Annotated in this window: 28 protein-coding genes; 12 read left to right on the top strand and 16 right to left on the bottom strand. The window is 69.1% G+C overall.

Going from position 1 to position 26,966, the window contains the following annotated elements; all coding sequences use genetic code 11:
* Positions 1 to 415 (top strand): nuclear transport factor 2 family protein (locus ABD793_RS40800; protein WP_344869077.1); only part of this gene is annotated, 415 nt, incomplete at its 5' end.
* 180 nt (positions 416 to 595) lie between these two features.
* Here ABD793_RS40800 and ABD793_RS40795 read toward each other — a convergent pair.
* The 5 genes from ABD793_RS40795 to ABD793_RS40775 form a co-directional block, all read right to left on the bottom strand.
* The gene (locus ABD793_RS40795; RefSeq protein WP_344869076.1) at positions 596 to 1,870 is read right to left on the bottom strand and encodes an ATP-binding protein; all 1,275 of its coding nucleotides are present in this window, start codon (positions 1,868 to 1,870) and stop codon (positions 596 to 598) included.
* 1 nt (position 1,871) lies between these two features.
* Positions 1,872 to 2,561 (bottom strand): two-component system response regulator CseB, encoded by a 690-nt coding sequence (cseB, locus tag ABD793_RS40790; protein WP_344869075.1) that lies wholly within the window; start codon positions 2,559 to 2,561, stop codon positions 1,872 to 1,874.
* Between the two features lie 94 nt (positions 2,562 to 2,655).
* Positions 2,656 to 3,102: a hypothetical protein gene (locus ABD793_RS40785; protein ID WP_344869074.1), complete on the bottom strand. Its 447-nt coding sequence runs from the start codon at positions 3,100 to 3,102 to the stop codon at positions 2,656 to 2,658.
* 159 nt (positions 3,103 to 3,261) lie between these two features.
* A complete protein-coding gene (locus tag ABD793_RS40780; protein ID WP_344869073.1) occupies positions 3,262 to 3,525 on the bottom strand; it encodes a hypothetical protein in 264 nt (87 codons plus the stop codon).
* 232 nt (positions 3,526 to 3,757) lie between these two features.
* A complete protein-coding gene (locus ABD793_RS40775) occupies positions 3,758 to 4,495 on the bottom strand; it encodes an SDR family oxidoreductase (RefSeq protein WP_344869071.1) in 738 nt (245 codons plus the stop codon).
* A 95-nt stretch (positions 4,496 to 4,590) separates the two neighbouring features.
* Here ABD793_RS40775 and ABD793_RS40770 point away from each other — a divergent pair, with 95 nt between their 5' ends.
* Positions 4,591 to 5,184: a TetR/AcrR family transcriptional regulator gene (locus ABD793_RS40770; protein ID WP_344869070.1), complete on the top strand. Its 594-nt coding sequence runs from the start codon at positions 4,591 to 4,593 to the stop codon at positions 5,182 to 5,184.
* Positions 5,185 to 5,199: 15 nt separating this feature from the next.
* Here ABD793_RS40770 and ABD793_RS40765 read toward each other — a convergent pair whose 3' ends face one another.
* Entirely contained in the window at positions 5,200 to 5,856 is a 657-nt protein-coding gene (locus tag ABD793_RS40765) for a GntR family transcriptional regulator (RefSeq protein WP_344869069.1), read from the bottom strand.
* 98 nt (positions 5,857 to 5,954) lie between these two features.
* Between ABD793_RS40765 and ABD793_RS40760 the strand changes: the two genes are divergently transcribed.
* Entirely contained in the window at positions 5,955 to 9,305 is a 3,351-nt protein-coding gene (locus ABD793_RS40760) for a molybdopterin-dependent oxidoreductase (protein ID WP_344869068.1), read from the top strand.
* A 42-nt stretch (positions 9,306 to 9,347) separates the two neighbouring features.
* Here ABD793_RS40760 and ABD793_RS40755 read toward each other — a convergent pair whose 3' ends face one another.
* The gene (locus tag ABD793_RS40755) at positions 9,348 to 10,607 is read right to left on the bottom strand and encodes an FAD-dependent oxidoreductase (RefSeq protein ID WP_344869067.1); all 1,260 of its coding nucleotides are present in this window, start codon (positions 10,605 to 10,607) and stop codon (positions 9,348 to 9,350) included.
* Positions 10,608 to 10,666: 59 nt separating this feature from the next.
* Between ABD793_RS40755 and ABD793_RS40750 the strand changes: the two genes are divergently transcribed.
* Positions 10,667 to 11,242, top strand: coding sequence for a TetR/AcrR family transcriptional regulator C-terminal domain-containing protein (locus ABD793_RS40750; RefSeq protein ID WP_344869065.1), 576 nt, complete (start codon positions 10,667 to 10,669; stop codon positions 11,240 to 11,242).
* Positions 11,243 to 11,314: 72 nt separating this feature from the next.
* Here ABD793_RS40750 and ABD793_RS40745 read toward each other — a convergent pair whose 3' ends face one another.
* Genes ABD793_RS40745 through ABD793_RS40735 form a run of 3 tightly spaced genes read right to left on the bottom strand, consistent with a single transcriptional unit; the run spans position 11,315 to position 12,435 of the window.
* On the bottom strand, positions 11,315 to 11,617 hold the full coding sequence (locus ABD793_RS40745) for a hypothetical protein (RefSeq protein WP_344869064.1): 303 nt from the start codon (positions 11,615 to 11,617) through the stop codon (positions 11,315 to 11,317).
* A 9-nt stretch (positions 11,618 to 11,626) separates the two neighbouring features.
* Positions 11,627 to 11,935, bottom strand: coding sequence for a transcriptional regulator (locus ABD793_RS40740; RefSeq protein WP_344869063.1), 309 nt, complete (start codon positions 11,933 to 11,935; stop codon positions 11,627 to 11,629).
* A complete protein-coding gene (locus ABD793_RS40735) occupies positions 11,932 to 12,435 on the bottom strand; it encodes a hypothetical protein (protein WP_344869062.1) in 504 nt (167 codons plus the stop codon). Before ABD793_RS40735 ends, ABD793_RS40740 begins: the two co-directional genes overlap by 4 nt.
* 291 nt (positions 12,436 to 12,726) lie before the next feature.
* On the opposite strand from ABD793_RS40735, the gene ABD793_RS40730 reads away from it, so the two are divergent.
* From ABD793_RS40730 to ABD793_RS40705, 6 genes are read left to right on the top strand one after another with little or no spacing between them, the layout of a single operon-like run.
* The gene (locus ABD793_RS40730) at positions 12,727 to 13,458 is read left to right on the top strand and encodes a GntR family transcriptional regulator (protein ID WP_344869061.1); all 732 of its coding nucleotides are present in this window, start codon (positions 12,727 to 12,729) and stop codon (positions 13,456 to 13,458) included.
* A 31-nt stretch (positions 13,459 to 13,489) separates the two neighbouring features.
* A complete protein-coding gene (locus tag ABD793_RS40725; protein WP_344869060.1) occupies positions 13,490 to 14,800 on the top strand; it encodes an ABC transporter substrate-binding protein in 1,311 nt (436 codons plus the stop codon).
* Positions 14,801 to 14,804: 4 nt separating this feature from the next.
* The gene (locus ABD793_RS40720; protein ID WP_344869059.1) at positions 14,805 to 15,707 is read left to right on the top strand and encodes a carbohydrate ABC transporter permease; all 903 of its coding nucleotides are present in this window, start codon (positions 14,805 to 14,807) and stop codon (positions 15,705 to 15,707) included.
* Positions 15,704 to 16,549, top strand: coding sequence for a carbohydrate ABC transporter permease (locus ABD793_RS40715; RefSeq protein WP_344869058.1), 846 nt, complete (start codon positions 15,704 to 15,706; stop codon positions 16,547 to 16,549). Before ABD793_RS40720 ends, ABD793_RS40715 begins: the two co-directional genes overlap by 4 nt.
* Positions 16,546 to 18,171 (top strand): putative N-acetylmannosamine-6-phosphate 2-epimerase, encoded by a 1,626-nt coding sequence (locus ABD793_RS40710; protein WP_344869057.1) that lies wholly within the window; start codon positions 16,546 to 16,548, stop codon positions 18,169 to 18,171. The genes ABD793_RS40715 and ABD793_RS40710 overlap by 4 nt, the downstream gene beginning before the upstream one ends.
* The gene (locus tag ABD793_RS40705) at positions 18,168 to 19,406 is read left to right on the top strand and encodes a hypothetical protein (protein WP_344869056.1); all 1,239 of its coding nucleotides are present in this window, start codon (positions 18,168 to 18,170) and stop codon (positions 19,404 to 19,406) included. Before ABD793_RS40710 ends, ABD793_RS40705 begins: the two co-directional genes overlap by 4 nt.
* 53 nt (positions 19,407 to 19,459) lie before the next feature.
* On the opposite strand, the gene ABD793_RS40700 is transcribed toward ABD793_RS40705, so the two are convergent.
* The 3 genes from ABD793_RS40700 to ABD793_RS40690 all read right to left on the bottom strand — a co-directional run bounded on the left by ABD793_RS40700 (position 19,460) and on the right by ABD793_RS40690 (position 22,920).
* Complete coding sequence (locus ABD793_RS40700) at positions 19,460 to 20,956, bottom strand: alpha-amylase family protein (RefSeq protein ID WP_344869054.1); 1,497 nt, start codon at positions 20,954 to 20,956, stop codon at positions 19,460 to 19,462.
* Between the two features lie 99 nt (positions 20,957 to 21,055).
* Complete coding sequence (locus ABD793_RS40695) at positions 21,056 to 22,258, bottom strand: sensor histidine kinase (RefSeq protein ID WP_344869053.1); 1,203 nt, start codon at positions 22,256 to 22,258, stop codon at positions 21,056 to 21,058.
* Positions 22,255 to 22,920 (bottom strand): response regulator transcription factor, encoded by a 666-nt coding sequence (locus tag ABD793_RS40690; protein WP_344869051.1) that lies wholly within the window; start codon positions 22,918 to 22,920, stop codon positions 22,255 to 22,257. Before ABD793_RS40690 ends, ABD793_RS40695 begins: the two co-directional genes overlap by 4 nt.
* 201 nt (positions 22,921 to 23,121) lie before the next feature.
* Here ABD793_RS40690 and ABD793_RS40685 point away from each other — a divergent pair, with 201 nt between their 5' ends.
* Complete coding sequence (locus tag ABD793_RS40685; RefSeq protein ID WP_344869050.1) at positions 23,122 to 23,433, top strand: hypothetical protein; 312 nt, start codon at positions 23,122 to 23,124, stop codon at positions 23,431 to 23,433.
* A 143-nt stretch (positions 23,434 to 23,576) separates the two neighbouring features.
* Here ABD793_RS40685 and ABD793_RS40680 read toward each other — a convergent pair whose 3' ends face one another.
* On the bottom strand, positions 23,577 to 23,948 hold the full coding sequence (locus ABD793_RS40680) for a MerR family transcriptional regulator (protein ID WP_344869049.1): 372 nt from the start codon (positions 23,946 to 23,948) through the stop codon (positions 23,577 to 23,579).
* 116 nt (positions 23,949 to 24,064) lie between these two features.
* On the opposite strand from ABD793_RS40680, the gene ABD793_RS40675 reads away from it, so the two are divergent.
* Complete coding sequence (locus ABD793_RS40675) at positions 24,065 to 25,138, top strand: alkene reductase (RefSeq protein WP_344869047.1); 1,074 nt, start codon at positions 24,065 to 24,067, stop codon at positions 25,136 to 25,138.
* On the opposite strand, the gene ABD793_RS40670 is transcribed toward ABD793_RS40675, so the two are convergent.
* Positions 25,123 to 26,085, bottom strand: coding sequence for an aldo/keto reductase (locus ABD793_RS40670; protein WP_344869046.1), 963 nt, complete (start codon positions 26,083 to 26,085; stop codon positions 25,123 to 25,125). The two genes, ABD793_RS40675 and ABD793_RS40670, sit on opposite strands and share 16 nt — an antisense overlap.
* Before the next feature lie 100 nt (positions 26,086 to 26,185).
* Entirely contained in the window at positions 26,186 to 26,959 is a 774-nt protein-coding gene (locus tag ABD793_RS40665) for a tyrosine-protein phosphatase (RefSeq protein ID WP_344869045.1), read from the bottom strand.
* Positions 26,960 to 26,966: the final 7 nt, after the last annotated feature.

Genomic DNA, 26,966 nt, shown 5'->3' with positions numbered 1-26,966 from the left:
TGCCGCGCTCTCGCGCGGGGAAATGTCGCTGATCCACGACATGGCCCCGGATGTGCACCACACCTTCCCCGGCCGCGGCGCCCTCGGCGGCCAACGCACCACCCGCGACGACGTCGCCGCCTGGCTGACCCGGCTCTATCGCGTCCTGCCCGGTCTGGAATTCCACGTCCGCGCCGTCGCCGTCGACGGCCGGCCCTGGCACACCACCGTCGGCGTGGAGTGGACGAACGAAGCCACCCTGCTCGACGGCAGTACCTACACCAACACCGGCTCCCACATCCTGACCCTGCGAAACGGGAAGATCGTCGCCTTCCACGCCTATTTCGACGACGTCCAAGCGATCGACGACGCCCTGGATCGCCAGGCTGCGCACGGAATCGCCGAGGCCGCGGCAGCAGCCATCGCCTCGGTCTGACGCGACACCCAGGATCACCTCGACCAGGCGGCAGGACACAACGGCGCGAGGTCCAACTCGCGCATGCCGCCGAGACGACCAACACGCTGCGCGGGCCAGCGGTGGCGGGCTACGGAAGTCCGCTCGCCGTCTACCCGTTCGGCGCCGGCCCCGCGACTGCCGGATCCGAGCGAGGCCGCTTCAGCCTTGCACGGATTCGGCCGCGGGAAAGACGATGGTGGCCAGCGCACCACCGGCAGCGTTGGAGAAGGTCAGCTCGGCGCCGATTACCTCTGCCTGTCCCGCTGCGATGGTCAGGCCCAGGCCGTGTCCCCGGCCGCGTTCCGTGACACCCGTGCGAAAGCGTTGTGGTCCCTCGGTGATGACGGATTCCGGGAAACCGGTGCCGTGGTCGCGGATCCGCACCACCGGGCCGGCCACGCTCACCTCGACCGGCGGGCTGCCGTGCCGGAAAGCGTTGTGCACCAGGTTCGCCACGATTCGTTCGGCACGGCGGGGATCGGTCTGGACCAGTGCCGCGCCGGTGGTGTCCAGTTCGACCGGCCGGCCGGTGCGCGACACCGCCTCCGTGACCAGCTCGCCGAGCGGCACCGGCGTCAATTCGGCTCGTTCCACGCCCGCGTCCAGGCGGGAGATCTCCAGCAGGTCTTCGACCAGCACCCGCAGCACTCCCACCCGGTCCCGGACCAGTTCGGTCGCTTCCCCGTCGGGCAACAGCTCGGCCGAGGTGACCAGACCGGTGAGCGGGGTGCGCAGTTCGTGCGCGACGTCCGCGGTGAATCGCTTTTCGATGAGCAGTTTCTGTTGCAGGGCAACGGCCATCGAGTCGACCGCGGAACCGAGGTCGGCGATCTCGTCCCCTGCGCGGGCGCCGATCCGCGCCGTCAGGTCTCCGTCGGCGATCCGCAGCGCGGTGCGCGAGACGCGTCGCAACCGGCGCGTGATCAGCTCGCTGAGCAAAGCCACCACGACGAACACCACGACCAGCGTGCCCACCGCCGCTTTCACGACGAACACGTCCTGGTCGTGAACGCGGTCGAAAATATGGCTCAGATCGACCCAGACCGCGATCAGCCTGCCGTCCACGTGGTGCCCCGCCCACATTCGCGGCCAGTCCGGTCGGGTCGTGTCGAGCCACTTGCCCACGACGCCGAGGGATCCGTGCATGGCGTCCAGCAGGGGTTGTGGCACCCCGGTCGTGACGACCTTTCCGGTGGCAGTACTTGTCGCGGACAGCTTCCCGGTCGCCAGATAGCTGCCCTCGGCGCCGTTGAGCGCCTCGCTGGCGAGGTCCTCGCCCTCCGCCACGCTTCTGTCCCAGGAATCCTGGTGCACGGCCACGCCGATCACGACCGCGACGACGGTCGCCGAGGCAGCGGCGAGTGCAGCGATCCGCCAGCGCAACGACCTCCGGGCGAACGCGACGCGGAAGAAGCCGGCGATCCGGGTATGCATGTCAGGTCCTCAGTTTGTAGCCGAATCCGCGAACCGTCTCGATCCGGTCGGCGCCGATCTTGGTCCGCAGCCGCTGCACACAGGTGTCGACCACCCGGCTGTCCCCGTCCCAGCCGTAGTCCCACACCGAGCGCAGCAGCGTCGCGCGGCTGAGCACCAGACCGGGCTGTTCGGCGAATTCGAGCAGCAGGCGCAGTTCGGTCGCGCTGAGCGCGACCGGCGTGCCGCCGACGGTCACCTCGAGCGCCCCCGGATCGATCACCAGATCGCCGAATTCGAGCAGGCCGTTGCCGGCGGGCTCGACGGCATCGGCCTGGTGGTGGCCGGCCCGGCGCAGCACCGAGCGGATCCGGGCGACGAGCACGGACGTGTCGACGGGCTTCGTGACGTAGTCGTCCGCACCGGCTTCGAGGCCCGACACCACATCCAGAGCCTGGTCCCGGGCAGACATCATCAGGATCGGGCGCGTACTGGTCTCCCGCACGCGCCGGCACAACCCGATGCCGTCGAGTCCGGGCAGCATGACGTCGAGCAGCAGCAGATCCGGCTGGGTCTGCTGGAACAGCTCCAGCCCGGTCAGTCCGTCGGCTGCCGTGGTCACCGCATATCCGTAACGCGACAACGTCGCTGCCAACGCCTGCCGGATGACACTGTCGTCCTCGACCAGCAGCACGGCAACCGGAGCAGTCATCGCCCGGACGTTACCGGATGACCGATCGTCCACATCGGAGACCGAGCGGGCCTGCCCCGGACGCGAAAACCCGGGGCAGGCCGGTGGTTCCACCTCACCGGACAACGCACTGGATGTTCGGGTCGGCTTCCGTGCCGGTCGCGGTGCACGCGACGAACTTGCCCGGGGCAGGAACGGGATAGGACGCCACGTCCGGTCCGTCGCTGTCCTTGCCCACCGAGAACCTCAGCGTCGTCGGGGTGAAGTCACCGCTGTCCCAGTGCAACGACTTCAGGTCCTGGGTGGTGTGCGGCGGAATTCCGGTACCGAGCCCCTCACCCTTGTCATTCGCCTCGAGCAGCCACACGTAGTAGTCGCCGGTGGTGACGCTCCCCTCCGACTTTCCGTTCACATCAGCCGAAGCGGCGGGCTTCGCGGCCGCCTCCGACACCGCGGGGGCATCGCCCTGCGCGAAGGCAACAGCTGTTCCACCGGCCGCGACCAGCAGGGCTCCGGCAACGGCACCGGTGATGACTCCCCGCTTCATGCCCATGACTCCCATTTTTCCTCCCTGGCTCACGCTTTTGCTTACGAGAGCCACGGTGCCCGGCGCACGTGGCGAACCGGCCGGAACGGCGTGTCAACCATCCGGCAGCCTTGTCACAGTCGTGTGACAAGGCGGAGGACGCCGCCGATGATCGCCGTTGCGGAGACCGCCACGTCAGACCCACCACCGCCGCGCCCACCACGGTCGCGAGGGATCAATTCTCGGGTTGTGCAGGGTCTTCGCCCGGAACATCTCGTCGGCTCGCTCGACCACTGCCCGCAACGGTGCGGCCTGCTTGCGCGGGAGGGCACGCACAGCCCGTTCAAGGTCGTCGCGGGCCATCGGACCGATGAACTCGGTCCAGTCGTTGTGCGGTGCGCTCAGCTCCGCCCGAGGCAGAGATGCGACGCGCTGCCATATCTCAAGCGCGCGCTTCACCTCGAGTGAACGGATCTCCGGACGATCGAGCCGATCCAGAGCACCGCTCGTTGCCAGCGGAACACCTGGGATGACCGTGGTGGCTGGTTGCGCCGATCTCGCGCGCAGCCGGGAGGGGCGCTTACGCGGCATTGGCCTTTCGGGTCGTGATCATCAACCGATTATCGCATCCGGAGGTCCCGACGAGCCAGCTCGCGCGCCCGGAACCCGCACTGGCACCGCCGGGTGGTGGTCATCCGCCGAAGCCGCCGTCGATGTTCAGGCTGGAGCCGGTGATGTATGCGGCCTCGGGACCTGCCAGGTAGGACACGAAGGCGCCGATCTCGGCCGCGGTTCCGAAGCGGTCCGTCGCCATGACTTCGAGCAGGGCGGAGGCTGAGGGGCCGTTCGCCGGGTTGGCCTCGGTGTCGACCGGGCCCGGCTGGACGTTGTTGATGGTGATTCCGCGTGCGGCCAGTTCGCGCGCGAGCCCGCGGGTCAGGCTCGCCAGCGCGCCCTTGGTCATGGCGTAGATCGATCCGCCGGGCAGCGGCATGCGCTCGGCGTTGATGCTGCCGATGTTGATGATCCGGCCGCCCTCACCGAGGTGGGCCAGCGACTCCCGGATGGCCACGATCGCGGACCGCAGGTTGATCGCCAGCATCGAATCGATCTCGTCCATCGTCAGTTCGGTGATCGCACTGAAGCTGCCGACACCGGCGTTGTTGACCAGGATGTCCAGACCGCCGAAGCGCTCGGCAGTCTGCGCGACGGCGGACACGACGTCCTGCTCCTCGAGGTTGTCGGCGTGGATCGCGTACGCGTTGTCCCCCACCTCGGATGCCACGGCTTCCGCACGATCCTTGGACCTCGCGTAGGTGAACGCCACCTTCGCACCATCGGCCGCGAGCCGGGCGACGATACCGGCACCGACGCCCCTGGATCCTCCCGTCACCAGTGCGGTCTTGCCCTCGAGCGGTCCTGCGGTCATCTGCGGTACCCCTTGCTCTGTTATGGATTGTTCACTCAATAACTCACACGGACCGGGGTGTTGTCAAATTGGAGTGATCCCTCAATAATGGATACATGGCCAGGCCGAGGAAGTTCGACGAGCAGACCGTGCTCAACGCCGCGAGAGCGACGTTCTGGCGGGATGGCTACGCGGCCACTTCGGTGCAGGCCCTCACCGAAGCGACCGGACTGGGCACGCAGAGCCTGTATGGCGCGTTCTCCAGCAAACACGACCTGTTCATCCGGATACTGGACGACTATCGCGCGCGCCAGGCCGCCGGGCTGGCGGCCGCCATCACCGCGGACCCCAGCCCGTGGCACGGACTCACCTCGGCGGTCACGTTCGAGGACGGCGGCCGCCTCGACCTGCCGCCCCAAGGCTGCCTGATGGCCAACAGCGCCGCGGCACTGAGCGCCGAGGACGAACAGGTCCAGGCCCTCGCCCGCCGGGCCTACTCGGACACCCTCGCGCTGTTCGCCCGGCAGATCACGCAGGCACAGGAAAACGGCGAGATCGACGCCGACGTGGATCCGGAGCAGACCGCCAGGGCACTGATCGCCGTCATGCAGGGGATCGAATTCCTGCACAAGTCGGGTATCGGCGAGGACGAACTGCAACTCGCCAAGACCGCCGCACTGGAGATGGTCGAGCGCTCCGTCGCGCGCTGACCGGCCCGCAGCGCGCTACCCGGCGGCCCAGTCCGCGCGGGTGTGGCGGAGGTGGGCGCGCATCAGGTCTTCGAGCTTGCTCTGATCACGAAGTGAGATCGCCGCCAGGATCTCCCGGTGTTCGCCCGCCGCCCCGGTGAGGCGACCGTCTTCGGCCAGTTTTTCCAGCCCGTAGAGGCGGGTTTGATCGCGCAGGGCCATCACACCGGCCACCAGCCTGCCGTTCCCGCCGAGCGTGAGCAGGTCCAGGTGGAACCGGCGGTCCGCGTCAAGGAAACGGGCGACGTCACCGGCCTCGGCGGCAGCTTCGATGTCCGCGGCAAGGCCGCCGAGCCGGTCGAGGTCGCCGGGCTCTGCGTTCGCCCCCGCCGACAGCGTGGCCGGGATCTCCAGCAGCCGGCGCAGTTCGTAGATCTCGTCCAGATCCTGTTCGCCCATCGCCACGACCCGGTAGCCACGGTTGCGCACCGGCTCCATCAACCCCTGGTTGACCAGCGTGAGCATCGCCTCGCGGACCGGACTGCTGGACACCCCCAGCCGAGCCGCCAACGCAGCCGCGGAGTAGATGTCCCCCGGCCGGATCTCCCCGGACACCATTGCCTGCCGCACCACCTCGAGCACCTGGTCCCGCAGGCTGGTGCGCTGCAGCCGGATCGCTCCGCCCTGGGTCACGTCGCGCTCCTTCGTCGCCCTGCCTTGACTTCCCCGTCCCCGTCACGGATCTTACAAGAGTGAACGGTAACCGGTAGCCGGTTACTAGGGAGTAACTGATGGCTGAAGTACGGGGCTACTGCACGCTGTGCCGATCGCGCTGTGGCGCGGTCTACACGGTCGAGGACGGTGCGTTGCGCGGGGTCCGGCCCGATCCTGACCACCCGACCGGCGCGGCGATGTGCCCGAAGGGCCGCGCGGCACCCGAGCTGGTGCACTCCCCCGAGCGCCTGCGACGGCCGCTGCGGCGGACCACGCCCAAGTCCGACCCCGACCCACGCTGGCGGGAAATCGGCTGGGACGAAGCGCTGACCGAGGTCGCCGAGCGGCTCGGCACGATCCGCGCGGTCAGTGGCGCCGAAGCCGTCGCGTTCTCGGTGACGTCCCCGAGTGGTACGCCGATGTCGGACTCCATCGACTGGGTCGAGCGGTTCATCCGGCTCTTCGGCAGCCCGAACACGCTGTACTCGACGGAGATCTGCAACTGGCACAAGGATTTCGCGCACGCCTTCACGTTCGGGAGCGCACTGCCCGCGCCGGACTACGCGAACACCGACCTCGCGGTGCTGTGGGGCCACAACCCGGCCAAGTCCTGGCTGGCGCAGTCCGCCGCACTCGCGCGTGCGCGGGAGCGCGGCGCGCGCCTCGTGGTCGTCGATCCACGCCGGTCGACGAGTGCGTTGCAGGCCGATCACTGGCTCCGGGTCCGCCCCGGTACCGACGGCGCGCTGGCGTTGGGAGTGGCCGGGCGCCTGCTCGCCCGCCGTGGCCAGGACGAGGAATTCGTCCGGTCGTGGACCAACGCCCCGTTGCTGGTCCGGCTCGGCACCGGCAGGTTCCTCCGGGCTGCCGACCTGCACCCGGAGCTGTCGGGCTACGTGGTGTGGGACGAGGTTTCCGGCCGGGCGGAGCCGTTCGAGACCACGCACGCGCCCCACCGGACGGACCGGTTCGCACTGCGGGGTCGTCGCCGAGTGCACACCCGGACCGGGCCGGTGGACTGCACGCCCGCTTTCGATTTGTACGCCGACGCCTGCGCAGCCTGGCCGCTTGATCGGACCGCAGCGGTGACGACGATCGACGCGGACAGGATCGAAGCGTTCGCCGCCGAACTGGCCGAGGCCAGGTCGGTGTCGTACGCGGCGTGGTCCGGGATCGGGCAGCACACCAACGCAACCCAGACCGAGCGCGCGATCGCCACGCTCTACGCGCTCACCGGGAGCTACGACGCGCCCGGCGGAAACGTGCTCCTGCCGAAACTCGCGGTCAACCCGGTCACTGCACCGGACCAGCCGGCCGCCGCGCAGCGGGCGAAAACCCTCGGACTGGACCGTTTCCCGCTGGGCCCGCAGGCACAGGGCTGGATCAACGCACGCGACTTCTGCCACGCCGTGCTGGCCGGCGAGCCCTACCCGGTACGCGCGCTGGTCTCGTTCGGCGGCAACCTCCTGCTGTCCCAGCCCGATCCGCAGCGGACTGCGGAAGCCTTGCGCAGCCTCGACTTCGCCGTGCACCTCGATCTGTTCGAGAACCCCACCTCCCGATTCGCGGACCTGCTGTTGCCGGTCAGCGCACCGTGGGAGCGCGAAGCGATCAAAGCCGGGTTCGAGATCACCAGGGCCGCCCAAGAGCGCGTTCAGCTCCGGCCGCAGATGGTCGCCCCCGCGGGCGAGTCGCGTTCGGACACCGAGATCGTCTTCGAGCTGGCCGCCCGGCTGGGACACGGCGAGGACTTCTTCCACGGACGGATCGAGGACGGCTGGAACCACCAGCTCGCCCCGCTCGGCCTCACCGCCGCGGACCTGCGGGCAAACCCCGGCGGGGTGGATCTGCCGTTGCACGTCCGCCACCGCAAGTACGCCGAGGAGCACGACGACGGGACTGCCACCGGGTTCGCCACCCCGACTCGTCGAGTCGAGCTGTACTCCGAGGTTCTCGCCGAGCACGGGCAGTCCGGCGTGCCCGTCGCCGACCCACCTGCACCGGACGGGTCCTATCCGCTGGTACTCACCTGTGCGAAGAACGGGTACTTCTGCCACAGCCAGCACCACGGCATCTCCTCCCTGCGCAAACGCTTCCCCGAACCGACCGTGGAGCTGAGCACCGAGGTCGCCGGTGCACGCGGGATCGGCGACGGCCAGTGGGTGCGCATCACGACGCCTCGCGCCACCGTCCGAATGCGCGCGCGGATCGATCCCGACCTGCACCGCGACGTCGTCGTCGCCGAGTACGGCTGGTGGCAGCCGGCAACCGACCTCGGCCTGCCCGGGTCGGATCCGCTCGCCGACGACGGCGCCAACTACAACCTCCTGGTCGGCGACGACAGCCGCGATCCGATCAGCGGCTCCGTCGGACTGCGCTCGGTGCCCTGCGACGTCCGGCCGGAGGGCACCGAGTCCTGGAAAACCCAGCGGGAGTTCGTGGTGGAGCACTGCCACCTCGAGACCGAGGAGATCCTTGCCGTCCGGTTGCGTCCGGCGGATGGCAGTCCGCTGCCGTCGTTCCGCGCCGGACAACACATCACTCTCGCCTGGCCCGACCGGCCCGAGGTGAGCCGGAGCTACTCCCTGACCGGACCTGCCACCCCGGCAGCACAGACCACCTACGCAATAGCAGTGCGCCGGGTGCCCGGCGGCCGGTTCTCCCCGACCGTGCACGAGCGGTTCCGGCCCGGCACCCGAGTACTGCTCACCGCGCCTGCCGGCGGCTTCGCCGTGCCCACCGTCCATTCGCGACCGATCGTGCTGATGGCCGCCGGCATCGGGATCACTCCTTTTCTCAGCCACCTCGAAACAGCCGCTCTCGCCCCGTCCGACGCCCCGGAAATCGTGCTCCACCACGGCAGCAGAAACGGTGCGCACCATCCGTTCCATGACCGGATCGTGGCACTCGCCGGGCGACTGCCGTCCCTGCGCGTGATCGACCACTACAGCCGGCCTGCTTCCGAAGACCGGCAGCACGTGCGCGGCCGGGTGTCCGCCGCCGACGTGGATGCCGGTTTGATCGACCGGCGGGCGCGTTTCTACCTGTGCGGGCCCGGGAACATGATCGACGAAATCATTACCGGGCTGATCGCGCGCGGCGTGCCCCGTTTCGACATCTTCGCCGAGAAGTTCCACGCGGCACCCGCTTCGGTCCACATTCCCGACGACGCCACCGCCACCGTCCGGTTCGCCCGCTCCGGCCGCGACGTGGCCTGGCGCAAATCCGACGGCACCCTGCTGCACCTTGCCGAACGGTCCGGGCTGGCCCTGCCCAGCGGATGCCGGCTCGGCCAATGCGAAAGCTGCGCGGTCCGCGTACTCGACGGAACCGTCACGCACCTCGTCACCCCTGCCGAGGACCTACCCGAGGACCACTGCCTCACCTGCCAGTCCATGCCGACGTCCAACGTCGTGCTCGACGCCTGAAAAGACCGAGCCGAATGGTGTGCCGCGGCAGCGATGCGTCGGTCAGCTTGGCTGTGGTGCCGAATAGTCCGGCAGCGGCCAGTCGCCGCCGCGGTCTTCGTTCGCGAATCGGGCGGCGATTTCCGGGAGTTTGAGGAAACTGCCCACCGTGGCCACGGTACGGAGCGCGGTGATCCCCAGGCGTCCCTTCGGGAATCCGATCCGGAGGAGCTTCGGGTTGACTTCGGCCTGTACTTTGTCGACGAAGGGCCGAAGCGTTGCCTGGTAGTTCGCGAACGCAGCGGTGAGATCACCCGGATTCCGGTTGATCTCGCCGGCGAGGACGTAAGCGCCGACCAGCGCGGCGGAAGTGCCCATCCCGCTGTACGGGGAGGAGCAGTATCCGGCATCTCCGACGAGCGCAACCCGCCCTCGGGACCAGGTCGCAGTCCGCACCTGCGTGACCTCTTGGGAATAGAAAAATTCGGCGGTCTGCATACCCGCGAGGAAGCGTTCCGTCTGCCATCCTGCCTGCCGGAACCGGTCGGACCAGAACTGCTTCTGCTCTTCGATCGGCCTGCGGTGGATCTCGGTGGCTTCCGCGGACTGCTCCCGGAGCGCGAAATAGATCTGGGTCTCGGTGGCATTGCGGGTTCGGCGCATGATCATCCGGCCGCCCGGCGCGTTGTACGTTTCACGAAGGCTGTCGTCGGTCGCGACGGACGGGATGAACCAATAGGCCATGTGGATCCCCACCGGCGAGCACGGGTCGGCAGCGCCGGCGGGCAGGATGTCGCGCCGGACGCGGGATCCCTGCCCGTCCGCCCCGATCAGCACGTCGAACTCGTCCTTCGTTCCGTCGGAGAAATGCGCGACAACCCGATCGTCGTCCTGTTCGAAGCTCTCCACGTCCACCCCGAAGACGAACTCCGCATCGTCCTTCGTCGCACCGTGGAGGATGCGCACCAGGTCTCCGCGCATGATCTCGTACTCCGACGTCATGGTCTGGCGGCCCTTTCCCGAGGTGTTCGCCATGACCACGCCCCGTCTCCTGCCCCGGCTGTCCACGAAGGCCACTCCCGGCTCGTGCACGAGCCGGCTTCGCACGGCGCCGAGCAGGCCCATCCGGTCGATCGCGTCGATGCCCTGTCCACGGAGATCGATCTGTGCGCCGGTCGCGCGCAGCGCCGGGTGGCGCTCGACGACCACCACCCGGTGGCCGCCTTTCGCGAGCCAGAAAGCCGTTGCCTGACCGGCGATACCGCCGCCGCACACGAGAACCTTCAACGACGGCGTGCCGGCACTTTCGGTGGAGATACCCATCAGCTCCCTTTCAGTGATAGTTGATTGCCACGGTAACCTATCACCGATAGACTGTCGATATGCCGAAGCTCGATCGCGAGGCCATCGTCAGCGAAGCCCTCACCCTGCTGGACAACATCGGCCTCGACGCCATGAGCACGAGACAGCTGGCGAAGCGGCTCGGCGTCGAACAGCCCTCGCTCTACTGGCACTTCCGCAGCAAAAACGCGCTGTTCGCCGCGATGGCGGAAGCCGCGATGGCCCCCCACGCGACAATGCCCCTGCCCGCCACCCCACAGGACTGGCGCGAGTGGTTCATGGAGAACTGGCGCAGCTTCCGGCAAACCCTGCTGATGCATCGCGACGGAGCCCGGCTCCACGCCGGAACCAACCCCAAAGGCAGCGACTTCGCCCGTGCCGTCCACAAACTGGAGTTCCTCGTCGCCTCCGGACTGCCCGAACACGAGGCACGGGTGGCAATGCTCACCGCCAACCACTTCACGATAGGCAGCGTCCTGGAAGAACAGGCCGACACCACAGAAGAAGACGACGACGGCCCGGAGATGGACTACGCAACCACGTTCGACATGGGCCTGGCAATGATCATCGACGGCCTCGCCCAGCGCACCACCCGCGACATGAACCCGCCCAGCTAAGCAGTGTCTGACAATGCCTTGGCCCCCGATGGCGGCCGGGCGTGTGCTGGGTCAGCGCGGAACACGCAGATGTCACATCAGGCGCGAAAACACCGGTGCAACACCGGCTTGCTCAGGACCGGCCAAGACCACCGAGGGCCGGCCGTGGCCGCCGGCGAGGTGGCTGCTCCCAGCGCCGCGGGAACGGCCGATCGCGTGATCAGGCGACTCGACGCACGGGTTCGAGTGGTTCGGCGATTCCCCTGTGTGGCGGGTGATGTTCGTGGCGTGCTGATGTACCCGCGCGATCGTGGAATCCGCCGACACCGCCCGCTCAACCTCGCCGGCAAACCGCAACACACCCCAAAAGCTTTCGTCGACCGAGCCGGAAACCATGCCGCCGAGTCACGATGAGGCCGGCGGGGTGTGCTCGGCGAGCTCGTGCAGGCCTTCGACGTGGTGGTGGAACCGATCCCGTCCGGCGTCGGTGGCGTGGACGGAGATCCTCGGCGACCGGCCGAGGCGCTCCCGCCGCTGGTACGCACTGCCGTTGAGCGCGTCCAGGTGCCGGGACAGCGCAGTTTCCGACAGGCCGACGGAACCGCGCAGGAAGGCGAAATCGCACCAGTCCACCGAGCACAGCACGGACATGATCGCCAGCCGCGCGGGATCCGTCAGCAGCCGGTCCGGCGCCGGCCGCGGGGCGGCGGTCACCGACCCGCACGCGGGCGGCCGGCGCCGAGCAGGAACTGGCTCAGCGCGAACAGCAGGGTGAACGCGGCACCGAAGACCACCCCGGTCACGGTGTTCCGATAGCCGTGCAGTCCGATCGCGTCGGCCAGATCGATGCCGGCGCTCTGCCCGTAGCTGATGATCAGCCAGGTGCCCAGCGCACCGATCGCCACTACGAGACCGAACGTCTGCTGCGAACCCTGCCGCCGGGCCTGCACGCCGCGGAGCCGGCTCAACGGCGCAGTGCCACGCCCGAGCAGGCCGGCGACCAAGGCGAGCACGAGCAACGCCAGCACCACCGCGGAAATCGCCTTCGTCCCGGTCAGGTCCACGAAATCGGCCGCCGCCAGCGGGACCGCGACGAGCACGAACGTGCCTGCGTACACCCACCACGGCAGCCGGGCCGCGCGGCGCGTGCGGTTCTCGTTCGTCCGCACCACGTCCAGCGCCTGTGCTGCCTTCTCCTGGTCAAGGTCGTTCATGATGGCTCCCTTCGACTACTTGCCTATCTGGAATGTAGTCACTGCTTTCCGATAAGGCAAGTAGTTGGCCGACGGCACGCCCGACCGGGGCACGACGGCGGGGTCACCCGCTTGGCCGCCGCGGACTGGACCACTGTCGGCCCAATCCGCTCGCGAAAACTACTGGTGAGCGGCGTTTCAGTGGATTATCGGCAAGGCAGATTGGTCCACTGGAAAACGCCAAGGGCCTTGGCCCCGGCGCGGCTACGGCGTGTGCTGGATCCGGTTGCCCGCGGTGCTGAGGAGGGCACGATGACCGCCCCAGGAAAGATCGGCGAAGTGCGGGCTCGCCTGCTCGATCTCGTCGACCTCCTGCCCGAAGGGGCCTCGCTGCCCCCGGAGCGCGAGCTCGCGGTGCGCTGGCAGGTGGCCCGGATGACGTTGCGGCGCGCGATGGACGACCTGGTGCTGCAGGACCTGCTGGTACGCAGGCAGGGCAGCGGCACCTTCACTTCGCGGCCGAAGGTCAGCCGCAGGCTCGCGATGACGTCGTTCTCCGAGGAAATGCGCCGCCGCGGGATGCGACCGGCCAGCCGCACGCTCGAACTGCGCCGCCGCAGGGGCGACCGCGCCCGGTGCCGGTTGCTGCGGATCCCCGCCGGTGAGGTCGTGGTCGAGTTCGTCCGGCTCCGGCTCGCCGACGACGCCCCGATGGCGCTGGAACGCACGACCGTCGCCGATCGCTACGTGCCGGGGCTCGCCATCGGCGATCTCGACAGCTCCTGGTACGAGCTGCTCGCGACCCGGTACGGCACGGACATCGTCACCGGCACCTGCCAGATGGATCCGGTGCTGCCCGACCAGCGGACCGCCGAGTACCTGGAAGTCCCGGTCACCCAGCCGTGCCTGCGCATCCGCGGGATCAGCCTCGATGCGCGGGGCCGGGTGATGGAGAGCTGCGAGGCGACCTATCGCGGTGACCGGTACGCGATCACCGCCGATCTCCGGCGGCCGGGGCGGGCGCGCCACACCACACCGAGCTGAGCACCCGAGAACGCACCCACCTGGAGGCAGCATGGCCCTACGCGGAATCCGTTCCCTGCGGCGCATCCGGACGGCGGGTGCCGGGATCCTGGCGACCGTCCTCGCCGCCGCCACGCTGTCCGCCTGCGGTGGCGGCTCGGCGGACGGCAAGGTGACGCTCACGTTCTGGACGCACACCCATCCGCCGATGATCAAGCTCAACCAGACGCTCATCGCCGAATACGAACGGCAGCACCCGAACGTCAGGATCGAGTACCAGCAGATCCCGAACGACGAATTCGACACCAAGATGCTCACCGCGACGAGCAACGGCACCGGCCCGGACGTGCTGAACCTCGACGACACCACGCTGCGCGGCGAGTACCTGCCCAAACGGCTGCTCGCCCCGATCGACTTCGACGCACTCGGCGTGCCATCCACGGACGCGTTGAAGGCGCGCTACCTGCCGGGCACACTCGACGGCGCCTCCGCCGACAACGAGCTGTACGGCCTCCCGAGCGAGTTCAACGCGACCGCGTTCGCCATCAACACCCAGCACTTCGCCGACGCCGGACTCGACCCGGACGCACCGCCGAAGACGTGGCAGGACGTCTCCGCCGCGGCGAAGAAACTCGCCGCAGCCGGGCACACCCAGGCGTTCAGCTTCCTCTACCTGCACGCCGGCTGGTACACCCAGCAACTGCAGACCCTGCTCAACGAGACCGGCGGCACGATCACCGACGCCGGCCATCAGAAGGCGACCGTCTCCGCACCGCCAGCCCAGGCCGCGCTGAAGATCTGGACCGATCTCGCGACCGGCACCGGACGCACCGCGGATCCGAACAAGGCCTCGCGTGAGGCAACCGCACCGTTCAGCGATCTCGCCACCGGACGCCAGTCGATGGCGATGGTCTACCCGTGGGCGATGGAGCAGATCAGGCAGAGCAACCCGGACACCTTCGCCAAGCTGAAGCTCGTCCCGCTGCCACAGGTGAATCCGGCGAAACCGGTGAACCGCTGGTACGGCTACTACTGGGGGGTCAGCCGGGCGAGCGAGCACGCACAACAGGCCTGGCAGTTCATCGCCTACCTGGCAAGCCAGTCGCAGCGCTGGCTCTCGGACGTGAAGTTCATCCAGCCGGTGAAGGGCTGGGACACCAGCGCCGCCGGCAAGCAGGTGCCGGGGCTCGACGTGTGGTCCACGGCCTACCGGCAGGGCAAGTTCGACGAGGTGGCCCCGCACTTCGCCGAGATCAAGGACGCGGTGATGGGAATGGTCAACGACAGCGTCTTCGACCACGTCGCCATCCCCGAGGCGGCGGGAACCGCTGCCGAGCGGATCGACCGCAGCCTGGGGAGCTGAGCGGATGGCCGTGCTCTCGATCCGGTCCAAGGCACCGGAATCCTCCCCGCCGCGGCGGAAGAAGCCGGTGCGGCGGCGCAACGTGATCGGTGCCCTGCTGGCCGTGCCCGCGATGGTGCTGTTCGTCGTCTTCGCGATCTACCCGATGCTCCGGGTGTTCTACCTGTCCCTGTTCGACTACAGCCTGACTACCCCGCCGGAGTTCATCGGATTCGACAATTTCACTTATCTGGCAACGGATCCCCAGTTCGGCGCCGCACTGTGGCAGACCGTGCTGTATGCGGCGGGCACCTACGTCCCGGCACTCGCACTGGCGCTCGTACTCGCCCACGTACTCAACAGCCGCGCTCCTGGCAGCGGCCTGCTGCGGTTGCTGTACTTCCTGCCGGTGGCGATCAGCTGGGTTGCGGTTTCGGTGATCTGGCGGGTCGTGCTCAACCCGGACGGCCTGCTCAACCAGGCGCTCGGCCTGCACCTCAACTGGCTCACCAGTTCCGGCAGCGCGATGTGGGGCCTGGTCGTGATGGGCGTGTGGAAGGAGACCGGGTTCTTCCTGATCCTGTTCCTCGCCGGGCTCCAGTCCATTCCGGAAGAGCTCTACGAAGCGTCCCGGTTGGACGGTGCGGGTACCTTCGCGCGGTTCCGGTACATCACCTGGCCGATGCTGCTCCCGGTGACCGCGGTGTGCTCGGTGATGGCGGTGATCCGCGGGTTCCAGGCGTTCAGCCCGCAACTGGTGCTCACCAACGGTGGATTCGGCACGCAGGTGGTCAACCTGTTCGTGTACAAGACCGCGTTCGAGAACGCCCGGATGGGCCGGGCCTCCGCGGTCGCGGTGCTGATGTTCCTGCTGTTGTTCGGGCTGACCCTGCTGCAGCTGAAGGTCTTCGCGAGGAGGGACCGATGAGCGGGCCACGCAGTGGTGCCGCCCGGGTGGGGCGCCTGACGACGCTGATCGTCGCCGGGCTCGGCGGGCTGGTGTTCGCGTCCGTGCTGGTGTACGCGGTGCTGACCGCGCTCAAACCGGCATCGGAGGTGCTGGCCGTTCCGCTGCGCTGGCTCCCGACGACCTTCGAATGGTCGAACCTCACGCTGCCGTTCACCGAAACACCGTTCGCGCGGTACTTCCTCAACAGCACCGTGGTCGGGATCAGCGTCACCCTGCTGAACGTCGTGACCTGCACCGCGGCCGGGTTCAGCTTCGCGAAGTTCCGCTACCGCGGGCGCGACGCCGCGTTCATGATCGTGCTGGCAACACTGATGATCCCGGTGGAGATCATCTACGTCCCGCTCTACAGCCTGGTGTACTCGCTCGGCTGGGTGAACAGCTTCGCCGGGCTGATCGTCCCGGCCGGGACCAGTGCGTTCGGGATCTTCCTGATGCGCCAGGCGATCGGCAACGTCCCGGACGAGCTGCTCGAAGCGGCCCGGCTCGACGGCGCGGGCGATCTGCGCACGCTGGTGTCGATCGTGGTGCCGGTGGTGCGCGGTCCGATGGCGGCACTGGCGTTGTTCATCTTCATGCTCAACTGGGATTCCCACCTGTGGCCGCTGCTGATCGCTTCCGACGACGAGCACCGCACGCTCCCGGTGGGGCTGGCCGCCATGCAGGCGGACAACCTCGGCAGCGCTGCGGTGCCGATGATGCTCGTCGCAGCCCTGCTCGCGGCGTTGCCGACGGTGCTGCTGTTCGTCACGCTGCAACGCCGGTTCGTGGAGGGCGTGACCATGTCGGCCGGCATCCGATGACCGCCACCTGGGTCGCGGTCGACGGCGGCCAGAGCGGACTGCGGCTGGTCTCCGGTCCCGATCGCCGTGTCGGCAAGGGCCCGGGATTCGACTACAGCCACGGCGATCCGGTCGCCACGATCACCGCGGCCGTGCGGATCGCGGCGCAGGACGCGGGGCTGTCCGGCCCCGCCGGTGTGGTCTGCCTCGGCCTGACCGGCTGCCCGGCCGAACCCGAAGACCGCACCCGGCTCGGCGTCGCGGTGGCCGCGGTGCTGGACGCCGCCGAAGTGCGGCTGTGCGAGGACATGGTGATCGCGCACGCCGGGGCACTGCCGCCGGGGCACGGCGTCGTGCTGGCGGCCGGGACCGGCGTGGTCTGCCTCGCGGTCGGCGAGAACGGGTCGTATCGGAAGGTCGACGGTGGCGGGCACCTGCTCGGAGACGCCGGGGGCGGGTTCGCCATCGGACGGGCCGGGCTCACCGCGGTGCTCGCCGCCGCGGACGGCCGGGGCCCGGCGACCACCCTCACCGCCGCCGCCGAACTCCGCTACGGACTCGGGCCGGGGCTGGCCCAGCGGATTCACCAGGCACCCGCTCCAGTCGCCACCATCGCCGCATTCGCACCCGAGGTCTTCGCCGAGGCCGCCCGGCAGGATCCGGTCGCGAGCGCGATCGTGACCGGTGCGGCCGAAGACCTCGCGCACACCGTCGCCGCAGCCGTGCGGGCGCTCGAGCGCGACGGTGTTCCGGTGGCCTGTACCGGCCGGGTGTTCGAGTCGGGTGAACTGCTGCTCGCCCCGCTACGGGAGCAGCTGGCCACGCTGGCTCCGGAGGCACAGCTCGTCCCGCCCGCGGGCGATCCGCTCGACGGGGCCGTCCGGCTCGCCACCGCCGCTCCCGGTACGTACGCCGGTCTCCTGTCCGTGCACCACGGTCCAGCCGTCTTTCCCACCGTCGAGGAGACCACAGTGGACGCTCTGCTCCCTTTCCCGCCCGGTGCCCTTCTGGTGTCCTGCCAGGCGCAGCCGGGCAACCCGCTGCACGGCCCGGCGTCGATGGCGAGGATGGCCGCCGCCGCAGCCGCCGGCGGTGCGCGTGCGATCCGCGCGAACGGCCCGGTCGACGTCGCCGCGATACGGTCCGAAGTGGACCTACCGGTACTCGGCATCAACAAAGTCGCCTTACCGGAAGGAGTGTTCATCACGCCTTCGTTCGAAGACGCCGCCGCGGTCGTACGGGCGGGCGCCACGATGGTGGCCATCGACGGCACCACGCGGCCACGTCCGGGCGGTGGCACCCTCGCCGCGCAGATCCGGCAGATCCACCGGGAACTGGGCGTACCGGTGATGGCCGATGTCGACAACGTCGCCGCGGGCGTTGCGGCCAGGGCAGCCGGCGCCGACGTGGTGGCCACGACCCTGGCCGGGTACACCGGCGGCCCGGTGCCGGAGGGACCGGACATCGAGCTGGTCGCCGCACTGGCCGGACGGCTGGACTGCCCGGTGGTCGCCGAGGGCCGCTACCGCAGTGCCGAGGACGTTCGGGCGGCGGTCGACGCGGGCGCGTACGCCGTCGTGGTCGGCACGGCCATCACGAACCCGATGGCGATCACCACCCGGCTTGCGAAAGCCCTGTCTTGACCGCGCGAATCGGCCACGGACAGGTCGTGCTCGACGTGCCGGCCGGAACCCCGCTCGGCGGTTACGCCGCGCGAGCCGGCACGAGCACCGGCACGCTCGATCCGCTCGAAGTGCACGCGGTGACGATCAGCGCGGGCGGGCGCCGGTTCGTCTGGGTGGTCGCCGACCTGCCCGCGGTGAACACCGATCTCGCCGGACCGCTGGCGAGCAGACTGGCCGGTGCGCTGCGGACCCGCCCGGAGCTGGTCTGGCTGTCGGCGACGCACACGCATTCCGGACCGGAGCTCGGCTGCCGGCCCGGCGGTGGCCGGACCCCGCCGGCGTGGCGCAGCCGGGTGGCCAGAGCCGGGCAGGACGCGGCCGCGCAGGCGATGGTCGCCGAGGCACCCGCCCGGCTCACTGTCCACACCGGACTCCTCCGCGGAGTGGGCGGGCAGCGCAGCGGAGCACGTCCGAGGACGGATGTGCCGGTGACCGTGCTGGCCGTCCGCGACCGAAGGCTGGTCCGCGGGATCGTCGTCGTGCTGCCGGTGCACCCGACCGTGCTCGGTGCGGACAACCTGCTGGTCAGCGCCGATCTGGCCGGCGCGGTCCGCCGGGCGGTGGCGGCCCGGCTCGGCGGCTGGGCGATGGTCGCGACCGGCGCCGCAGGGGACGTCAGCACCCGGCCGCACCGCCGCGAACAGCGACCGGGTGAGCTGGACCGGCTCGGCGCGCTGGCCGCCGAACAGCTCCTCGCGCTGGTCAACGCACCGGGCAGGCCGATCGACCTCGGCCACCTGCCGATTGCCGGCGCGCGGACCTGGTCGCTCGGCCTGCCGGGACGTACGGACGAACCGATCCCGAAGACAGCGGCTCTCCGCAGCCGGCTCGACGCGGCACAGCGAACCGGCGACGCGGTGGCAGTCCGCACCGCGGAGACCGCGCTGCAGGGCGCCGAACTGGCCGCGTCCGCGAGGATCCGGGACCCGCGCCTGGTGGTGAGCGCGATCCGGCTCGGCGAGCTGGCGCTGATCGGCCTCGGCGGCGAGCCGTACCTGGCGATCGAAGCCGCGTTGGCGTCCGAAGTGGACAATCCGGTCACCTTGGTCGGCTACACCGGGGGATATCTCGGCTACCTCCCCAGCGCTACCGCCTACAGCACGAACGTCTACGAGGTCAACATCTCCCCCGTCGCCGCAGGCAGTGCCGAACTCGCCGTATGGGAGGCGGTCCGGCTGTGGCACAACTGCTAAAGCCAGATCTCATGTGGCGGCCGCGAAGGGGATTCGGGCTGACCTTCCCTGGATCAGGCGCGCAGATGGGCGGCGAGCAGATCGCGGGAATCGTGGTCCCAGTTGTGCTCGATCAGCCGGGTGTGCGGGATCAGCCTGCGCACCAACGGGTTGCGGGATCGGCGGATCCGGTCGGCGACCGCGGGCAATGCGGCCAGCCGGTGCTGGATGGACTGGAGATCGCCGAAGCTGAGCAGCCCCCGTTCCAAGCGGTCCCGCATTGCCCGCGGGTCGGCCGGTACGGCGAGGGAGAACAGCGACTTGTCCCGTCCGTAGCAGAAATCGTGCAGGAACAGCAGGTCTGTGACGTTCTGTTCGGTCGCGGCGGCCCCGAACACCGCCAGGCCCAGATGCGCGCGGAAGTCCGCGTCCGGCAGATCAGGGTTGCCCGCGTACTCGCGAAGCGCGACACGGTTGACCGTGACCACGGGGTCCCGGTACGGATTCTCGTCCAGGCCGAGGAAGTCGAACCCGAAGGGGCGAAGTCGGCGGCCGACGAGATTGGTCTCGTTGAACTCGGCGTGCTGCGCGACGAAGGTGAAGAACTCCTGTGAGGGAAAGTAGGCAGCGAAACCGTGATCACGCACCCAGCGAACGCTCTCCGCCACGTTCGCCGGCGGCTGGCTGATGACGTTCAGGTCGAAGTAGTAGGCCCGGGAGACCTTCTTCGCGAACTCGAGGTCGACCGTCCACTGGCTGAAGATCACCGTCCACCGTGGATCGTAGGGCAGTTCCGCGCCATTGGGCCCACCGACGAAGTAGTTGGGGTGCACGATGATGTCTGCCGCCGGATTGTGCGACCACACCTCGTCGGAGAGCCGTCGGACGAATTCGAACTCGATCTCGTAGTAGTGCCGTGCACCGCCGCAGTCGCCACCGGTGCAGATGTCGATGTCCGAGGATTCGATGAGCAGACCGTCGGCGTTCGGGTAGAAGTCGAAGTACAGTTCGCGCGCGTAGTCGAGCATGAACCGTTTCGCGTCCGCCTTCGTCGGATCGAGGTTGTAGCCCCAGGAGTGGATTCCCTGCAGCCGGGCCAGTTTTCCGTCGGACTGCTGGGCTTTGAGGTCCGGGCGAACGAGGGCGTACTGGTTGGTTCCGTCGTAGGTGTAGGGCGTGAACCCCAGCAGGACCCGGATGTTCCTGGTGTGCGCGTAGTCGATGAGTTCGCCGGCGAAGTTCTCCACGACGTTGCGGTGTGCCCGGTTGTACTGCCAGGTGATCGGGTACCTCCGGGACCGGAATGCGCCGCCCATCCAGAGCACGACCCGCTCGACGCCGTCCTCGGCGAAACTGTCCATGATGGACTTCCAGGTGTTCAGTCCGGCCGTCGGGATGCGGCAGAACGTCAGATAACAGCCCCGGCCGACAGGCCCGCCTGCGGGCGTTACGGGGTTTTCCGTCCGCGGTAGCGGCACCGCGTGTGCCGGACCCGCGGAAACCGCCGCGTCGAGGACCGTGCCCGCGAGCGCGGCACTGCCGATCCGTAACACGTCACGTCTGCTGACCATGCTGGCCCCCACGGTGTCCGGAGGTGTTCCTTCGACGTTAGGCCGGGGTTCAGCAAAGGAGAAGCAGGCTTGAGTGGTTGCTGTAGACCACTGGTGATCTCAGGAAGAACGGCCGGGCTGCAGGATCGCGGAGTCGGACGGCCGGGCCTCGGCAGCAGGAGCCGGCCGGGTGATGGCAGGCAGAACGACGGCAACGGTCAGACCGCCATCGGGATTCGGGGTGGCGGTGACCGTGCCCTGGTGGCTTTGCGCGATCGCTCGAACGAGAGTGAGCCCGAGGCCGTGGCCCGCGGACTGGACCCTGGTGCGCCGGCGGTAGAACGGCTCGAACAACCGGCGGGCCTCCTCTGCCGTGACGGTCCCCCCGGTGTTGCTCACGGTGAGCACCACGGTGGCCCCCTCGACCACCGTGGTGAGCTGCGCGGTACCGCCGGAGTGGTTGTGCCGGATCGCGTTGTACAGCAGGTTGGAGACCAGCTGGTGCAACAGGTCCTTGTCCCCGTCGACGTATCCGGGATGCAGGTCGCGGTGCACGCTGATCCGGTGGTCGGCTGCTTCGGACCTCACTTGTGCCAGCGCGTCCACCGCCACCGCAGTGAGGTCCACGGGCTGTGCATCGGTGATGCCGTGATCGGCGACGGACAGGGCGAGCAGGGATTCCACAGTCGCGATGCTGCGGTCGTTGGTGGTCAGCAATTTGGGCGCCAGCGTGGCCAGGTCGTGTTCCTCGGGGTGCGCGACGGCGACCTGCAACAGCGTGCGGGTGGTCGCGAGCGGGGTGCGCAGCTCATGCGAGGCGTTGGCGGCAAAGCGTTGCTGTGCCTGGAAACTGGCGTGCAGCCGGTCGAGCATCGTGTCGATCGTGTCGGCGAGTTCGGTGAACTCGTCCCGGCGCCCGCCGAGGTGGATACGTTCGTGCAGGGTGTGTCCCGCGACGGTGCGTGCGGTGCGGGTGATCCGGTGCAGCGGAGACAGGATGCGTCCCGCGATGAACCAGCCGGCGCCGAACGCAACCAGGGCCAGTCCGATCAGCGCCACCCCGGACGCTTCCAGCAGCACGGTCAGGAAATCGTCCGCGGAGGCGATGAGCGCGAACGGAGGCGAGCCGCCGACGTGGGTGGCCGGGATCATCCTCGTCGGCTGGGCCGAGGGCTTCAGGTCATAGGTCGGCAGGTAGCGCATCAGGAGGTACACCGTGGCCAGCAACACCAGGCCGCAGGCCAGCACCATGCCGCCGTAGAGCAGGGTCAGCCGCAGCCGGATGGACAGCCGGGTGCGGCGCAGTGCCGGGCGGACACTCACGAGGCGGCGGCGAGGTAGTAGCCGGCACCGGTGGCGGTGTGCAGGATCGGTGGGTCACCGAGCTTGCGCCGCAGGGTGGAGACGGTGATGCGGACCGCGTTGGTGAACGGATCGGCGTGCACGTCCCACGCCTTCTCCAGCAGGTGTTCCGCGCTCAGCACCGCACCGTCGGCTCGCAGCAGCAGCTCCAGCACCGCGAACTCCTTGCGGGTCAGGCGCAGGGCGTGGTCACCGCGGCGGACGTCGCGACGAGCGGGGTCGAGCCGGAGGTCGGCGTAGGTCAGCACCGGAGGGTGCGCCGGGGTGGCCCGCCGCTCCAGCGCACGCAACCGCGCCACGAGCTCGGGGAAGTCGAACGGTTTGACCAGGTAGTCGTCCGAACCCAGCTGCAGCCCGTGCACCTTGTCGGCAAGGCTGCCCGCCGCGGTCAGCATGAGGATCCGGCAGTCCGGCCTGCTGGCCACGACCTGCTCGCAGACCTGGTCCCCGTGCACACCGGGGAGATCGCGGTCGAGGACCAGTACGTCATACTCGTTGACCGCCACGCTGTCCAGCGCGCTCGCGCCGTCGCCCGCGACGTCGACCGCCATACCCTCCCGGCGGAGACCGGCCTGCAGTGCCTCGGCGAGGAAAACCTCGTCCTCCACGATCAGCACCCGCATCCGTCCGCCCTCCCGTTCCGTGCGCGCCCTGGCCCGAGCAGCGTGATCCCGATGATCCACAACCGCACATATCGAAACCGTATGGAGATCAACAGACGCTGACGATAACCCCGGACCGGCTGGATGGATGCGACCGCGGCACCGCCCCGGTCCCCGGCGGAACAACCACCGCCGGGCCGTTCACCACCACGGAGGAATCCCTTGTCCTACTTCCGAAAGACCGCCATGGTCGTCGGCGGCCTCGCCATCCTGCTCGGCACCGGCGGCACCGCGTTCGCCGGCACCGGCGCCACCGACACCGTCCCCGGGCACCCGATCGCCTGCCGGCCTGCCCAGCAGGTGCCGCCGGGCACGCCTTCGGTACCGGCACAGCCGATCGGCAGCAAGCCGACCCACGAGGTGCCACCGGGCACCCCGTCCGTCCCCGCGCAGCCGATCACCTGCCAGCCTGCCCAGCAGGTGCCGCCGGGTACCCCTTCGGTCCCCGCACTGCCGATCGGCCACGCCGAGTGACCGCTTGAGCTCCGGCGGCTCGCGTGGCCGGGACGGTCCCCGTCGCGCGAGCTGCCGCCTGGCCCGGACCACCCGTCGCGCTCAGCCGGACTCCGGCGCAAGCGCTTGCGACGTGCGGTTTCGTGGCACCGGGCAGCCCGCGGTCAGCCTGCTTTCCGGAGGGTCTTGCGGTGCTCGCGGTTGATGTCCATGAGCCCGTCCAGCGCCTCGCGGGTGCGGATCAGATCGACGATGTGCTCGGACAGCCGGTCGCGCTCCTGTGCCATGCGCTCCAGTGCGGCGTCGGAATTCTCCTCGCTGGGCGCGTCGCCGCACGGCAGCAGTTCCGCAATGGTCCGGCTGGACAGACCGGCGGCGTACATCCGCTGGATGAACTCGACCCGCTCGACGTGGTACTCGGTGTAGTGCCGTTGCCCGCTGGCACTACGGGTGCTGCTGAGCAGCTCCTGCTCCTCGTAGTAGCGCAACGACCGGACGCTCACCCCGGTCCGTGCAGCCAGTTCCCCGATGCGCACCTTCGTCCTCCCGCCTGTGGCTCGTGCCACAGATCTTTGCCCCTCACATCGATGTCAGGTTCTAGCTTAGCGGTGGCACCGCGAACCGGGTGCCACAGAACTCGAAGGAGCACGCGGTGGCAACGCTTTTCGACAGTTACCGGCTCGGCGGGCTGACCCTGCCGAACCGGGTGGTGATGGCCCCGATGACCCGGGCAAGGGCCGCAGAGGGCGATCTGGCGACCCCGTCGATGGCGACGTACTACGCACAACGGGCGACCGCCGGGCTGATCGTCACCGAGGGGGTGCAGCCGAGCCTGATCGGACAGTCCAACCCACGCACACCGGGTCTGTACACCGACGAGCACGTCGCCTCGTGGCATCCGGTGACCGCGGCCGTGCACGCCAACGGCGGACGGCTTTTCGCCCAGCTCATGCACGGTGGCCGGGTGTCGCACGTGGACACCACCGGACTGCCGCCGGTCGGCCCGTCGGCAGTGGCCGCGACCGGCGAGGTCTTCACCCCGACCGGACGGCTGCCGGCACCGATCCCGCGTGCGCTGGAAACCGCCGAGGTACCCGAGCACGCCCAGTCGTACGCCGTGGCTGCCCGGCACGCCGTCCAGGCCGGGTTCGACGGCGTCGAACTGCACGGCGCCAACGGCTATCTGATTTCGCAGTTCCTCTCGTCGAACGCCAACCTGCGCACGGACCGCTACGGCGGTCCGGTGGCCAACCGGATCCGGTTCGCGGTCGAAGCAGTGGCCGCCACCGTCGATGCCATCGGCGCGGAAAGGACCGGTATCCGGCTCTCCCCCAGCGGCGGGTTCTGGGGTGTGCAAGAGACCGAGGTCCCCGAGCTCTACGCCGCACTGCTGAAGGAACTGGCTCGCCTCGAGGTGGCCTACGTGCACCTCGAGGCCACCGTCGACGAGGAGATCCTGCTCGAACTGCGCCACGCCTGGCCGGGCACGCTGATCATGAACCCGGTGTTTCCGATGGGGCCCAAGCAGGCCGGCCGGGCCGAAGCCGAGCACTGGCTCGAACTGGGTGCCGATCTGATCAGCTTCGGCCGTGCCTTCATCGCCAACCCGGACCTGGTCGAGCGGCTGCGCACCGGGGTCCCGATCGCCCCCGTCGACGAGGCCACCTACTACGAGGGCGGCGACCGGGGTTACCTGACCTACCCGGCGTATCAGTACTCAGCCTGACGCTCCCCGACCCGCGCGGAAGCCTCGTCCAGCGCCGCGGTCTCGTCCGCGGTCAGTTCCAGCGTTGCCGAGGACAGCAGTGCCGGAAGCTGTCCGACCGTGCGGGCACTGGCGATCGGGGCGACGACCTCCGGACGGCCGCGCAGCCAGGCGATGGCCACCGTGGAAATCTCCGCCGCGTGCGCGGACGCCACCTCTTCGAGGACGTCGAGGACGGCGAGCCCGGCGTCGGAGAAGAACTGGTTGGCGAGGAACTGCCGCGGGCCCTCGCCGAAGTCCTCCTTCCTGCGGTACTTGCCGGTGAGGAACCCGCTGGCCAGCGCAAAATACGGCACCACGGCGATGCCGGCGTCGGTGGCGACCGGAGCGATCTCGCGCTCGTAGGGCAGGCGTTTGACGAGGTTGTAATCCGGCTGGAGGACGGCGGGCGGTTCGTACCCTTCGCGGCGCGCGATCTCCAGCCATTCGGTGATCCGGGCGCCGGTGTAGTTCGACAGCGCGACCGCGCGGATCTTGCCTGCCTTGCGCAGCGCTTCGAACGCACCGGCGGTCTCCGCGAGCGGGGTGCTCGCGTCGTCGCGGTGGGCGTAGTACACGTCGATGTAGTCGGTGCCCAGCCGCTTCAGCGAGGCGTCCGCAGCCGCCGCGACGTTGTCCGCGGCCAGCCCCTGGAACTGGGGGTGGATGCTCACCTTGGTGCCGATCACCACGCTGTCGCGGTTCTTCCGCGCCGCCAGCCAGGACCCGATGATCGTCTCCGACTCGCCGCCGGAATTGCCCGGCACGAACGCGGAGTAGTTGTCCGAGGTGTCGATGAAGGTGCCACCGCCTGCGACGAACGCGTCCAGCACCTCGTGCGAAGACGCCTCGTCACTGGTCCATCCGAACGTGTTTCCCCCGAGCACCAACGGGAAGACGTCGATACCGGTGCGGCCGAGCTGTGTCATCGAAGATCCTGCCTCCATCGCCCACGCTGTCCTTCATCCAAGGGATACCACAAGCCGGGTGGTCGGCCGTTGATCTTCTTGCCAGGTGGTCGGCGCGGTGCTATTGCACGAGCCGATCGCGAAGAATGTCGAGATCCTCAGCGGTGACACCTGCGTCGAGGAGGTACTGCCAGGCGTCGAAACCATCGAGAACGTGCAGCACGGCGTCCCGCGTCGTGGTATCGCGTTCCTCCAGGACGGCCCGGATGAGCGGGCCCTGATCGTCCACGCCCAGCGCGGCGTACAGGGGTTTCAGTGCCTCGGTCGACAGGTCGTAGTCCGCCGCGATGGCGTCGGGTTCGACCCCGGCCAGTGCGAGCAGCAGGAGCGAGACCAAGCCGGTCCGGTCGCGGCCGGCACTGCAGTGGAACAGCACGCCACCCGGTTCCGTCCGCGCGAGGGCGGTCAGCACCGCGGCGCAACGTTCGGCTTTCCGCTCGAGGAAAACGCGGTAGTAGAGCGGGCTGCCGTCGAGCTGTTCGGTGCGCACGTACTGCCAGAACTCGACGTCGCCGGCATCGTCGAGGGGAACTTCGATGCGCACCGTGCCGGGTGGGGTGAGCGCGCCCGCCGCGGAGCCGCCGAACTGCGCGGCACCCACGAATCCCGCCCGAGCCGCAGCAGCGGGCCGGATCTCGTCGGCGTTGCGCAGGTCGACGATGGTCCGGACGCCGCGGGAGCGAGCTTCGGACCACCCCGCTTCGGTGGCGAAGCGGAGGTCAGCCGCGCGGAAGAAGGCGCCCCGGCGGGTGTGGTTTCCCGATCCGGCCGGCAGACCGCCGAGATCCCTGGTGTTGAAGAACCCTTCCCAGTCCACCACTCGGTTTGTCCCCATCCGGGCA

Origin of the sequence: Amycolatopsis ultiminotia (assembly GCF_039536925.1) — a bacterium.
Classification (GTDB): domain Bacteria; phylum Actinomycetota; class Actinomycetes; order Mycobacteriales; family Pseudonocardiaceae; genus Amycolatopsis; species Amycolatopsis ultiminotia.
This window is presented reverse-complemented; position numbering and strand designations above follow the sequence as displayed.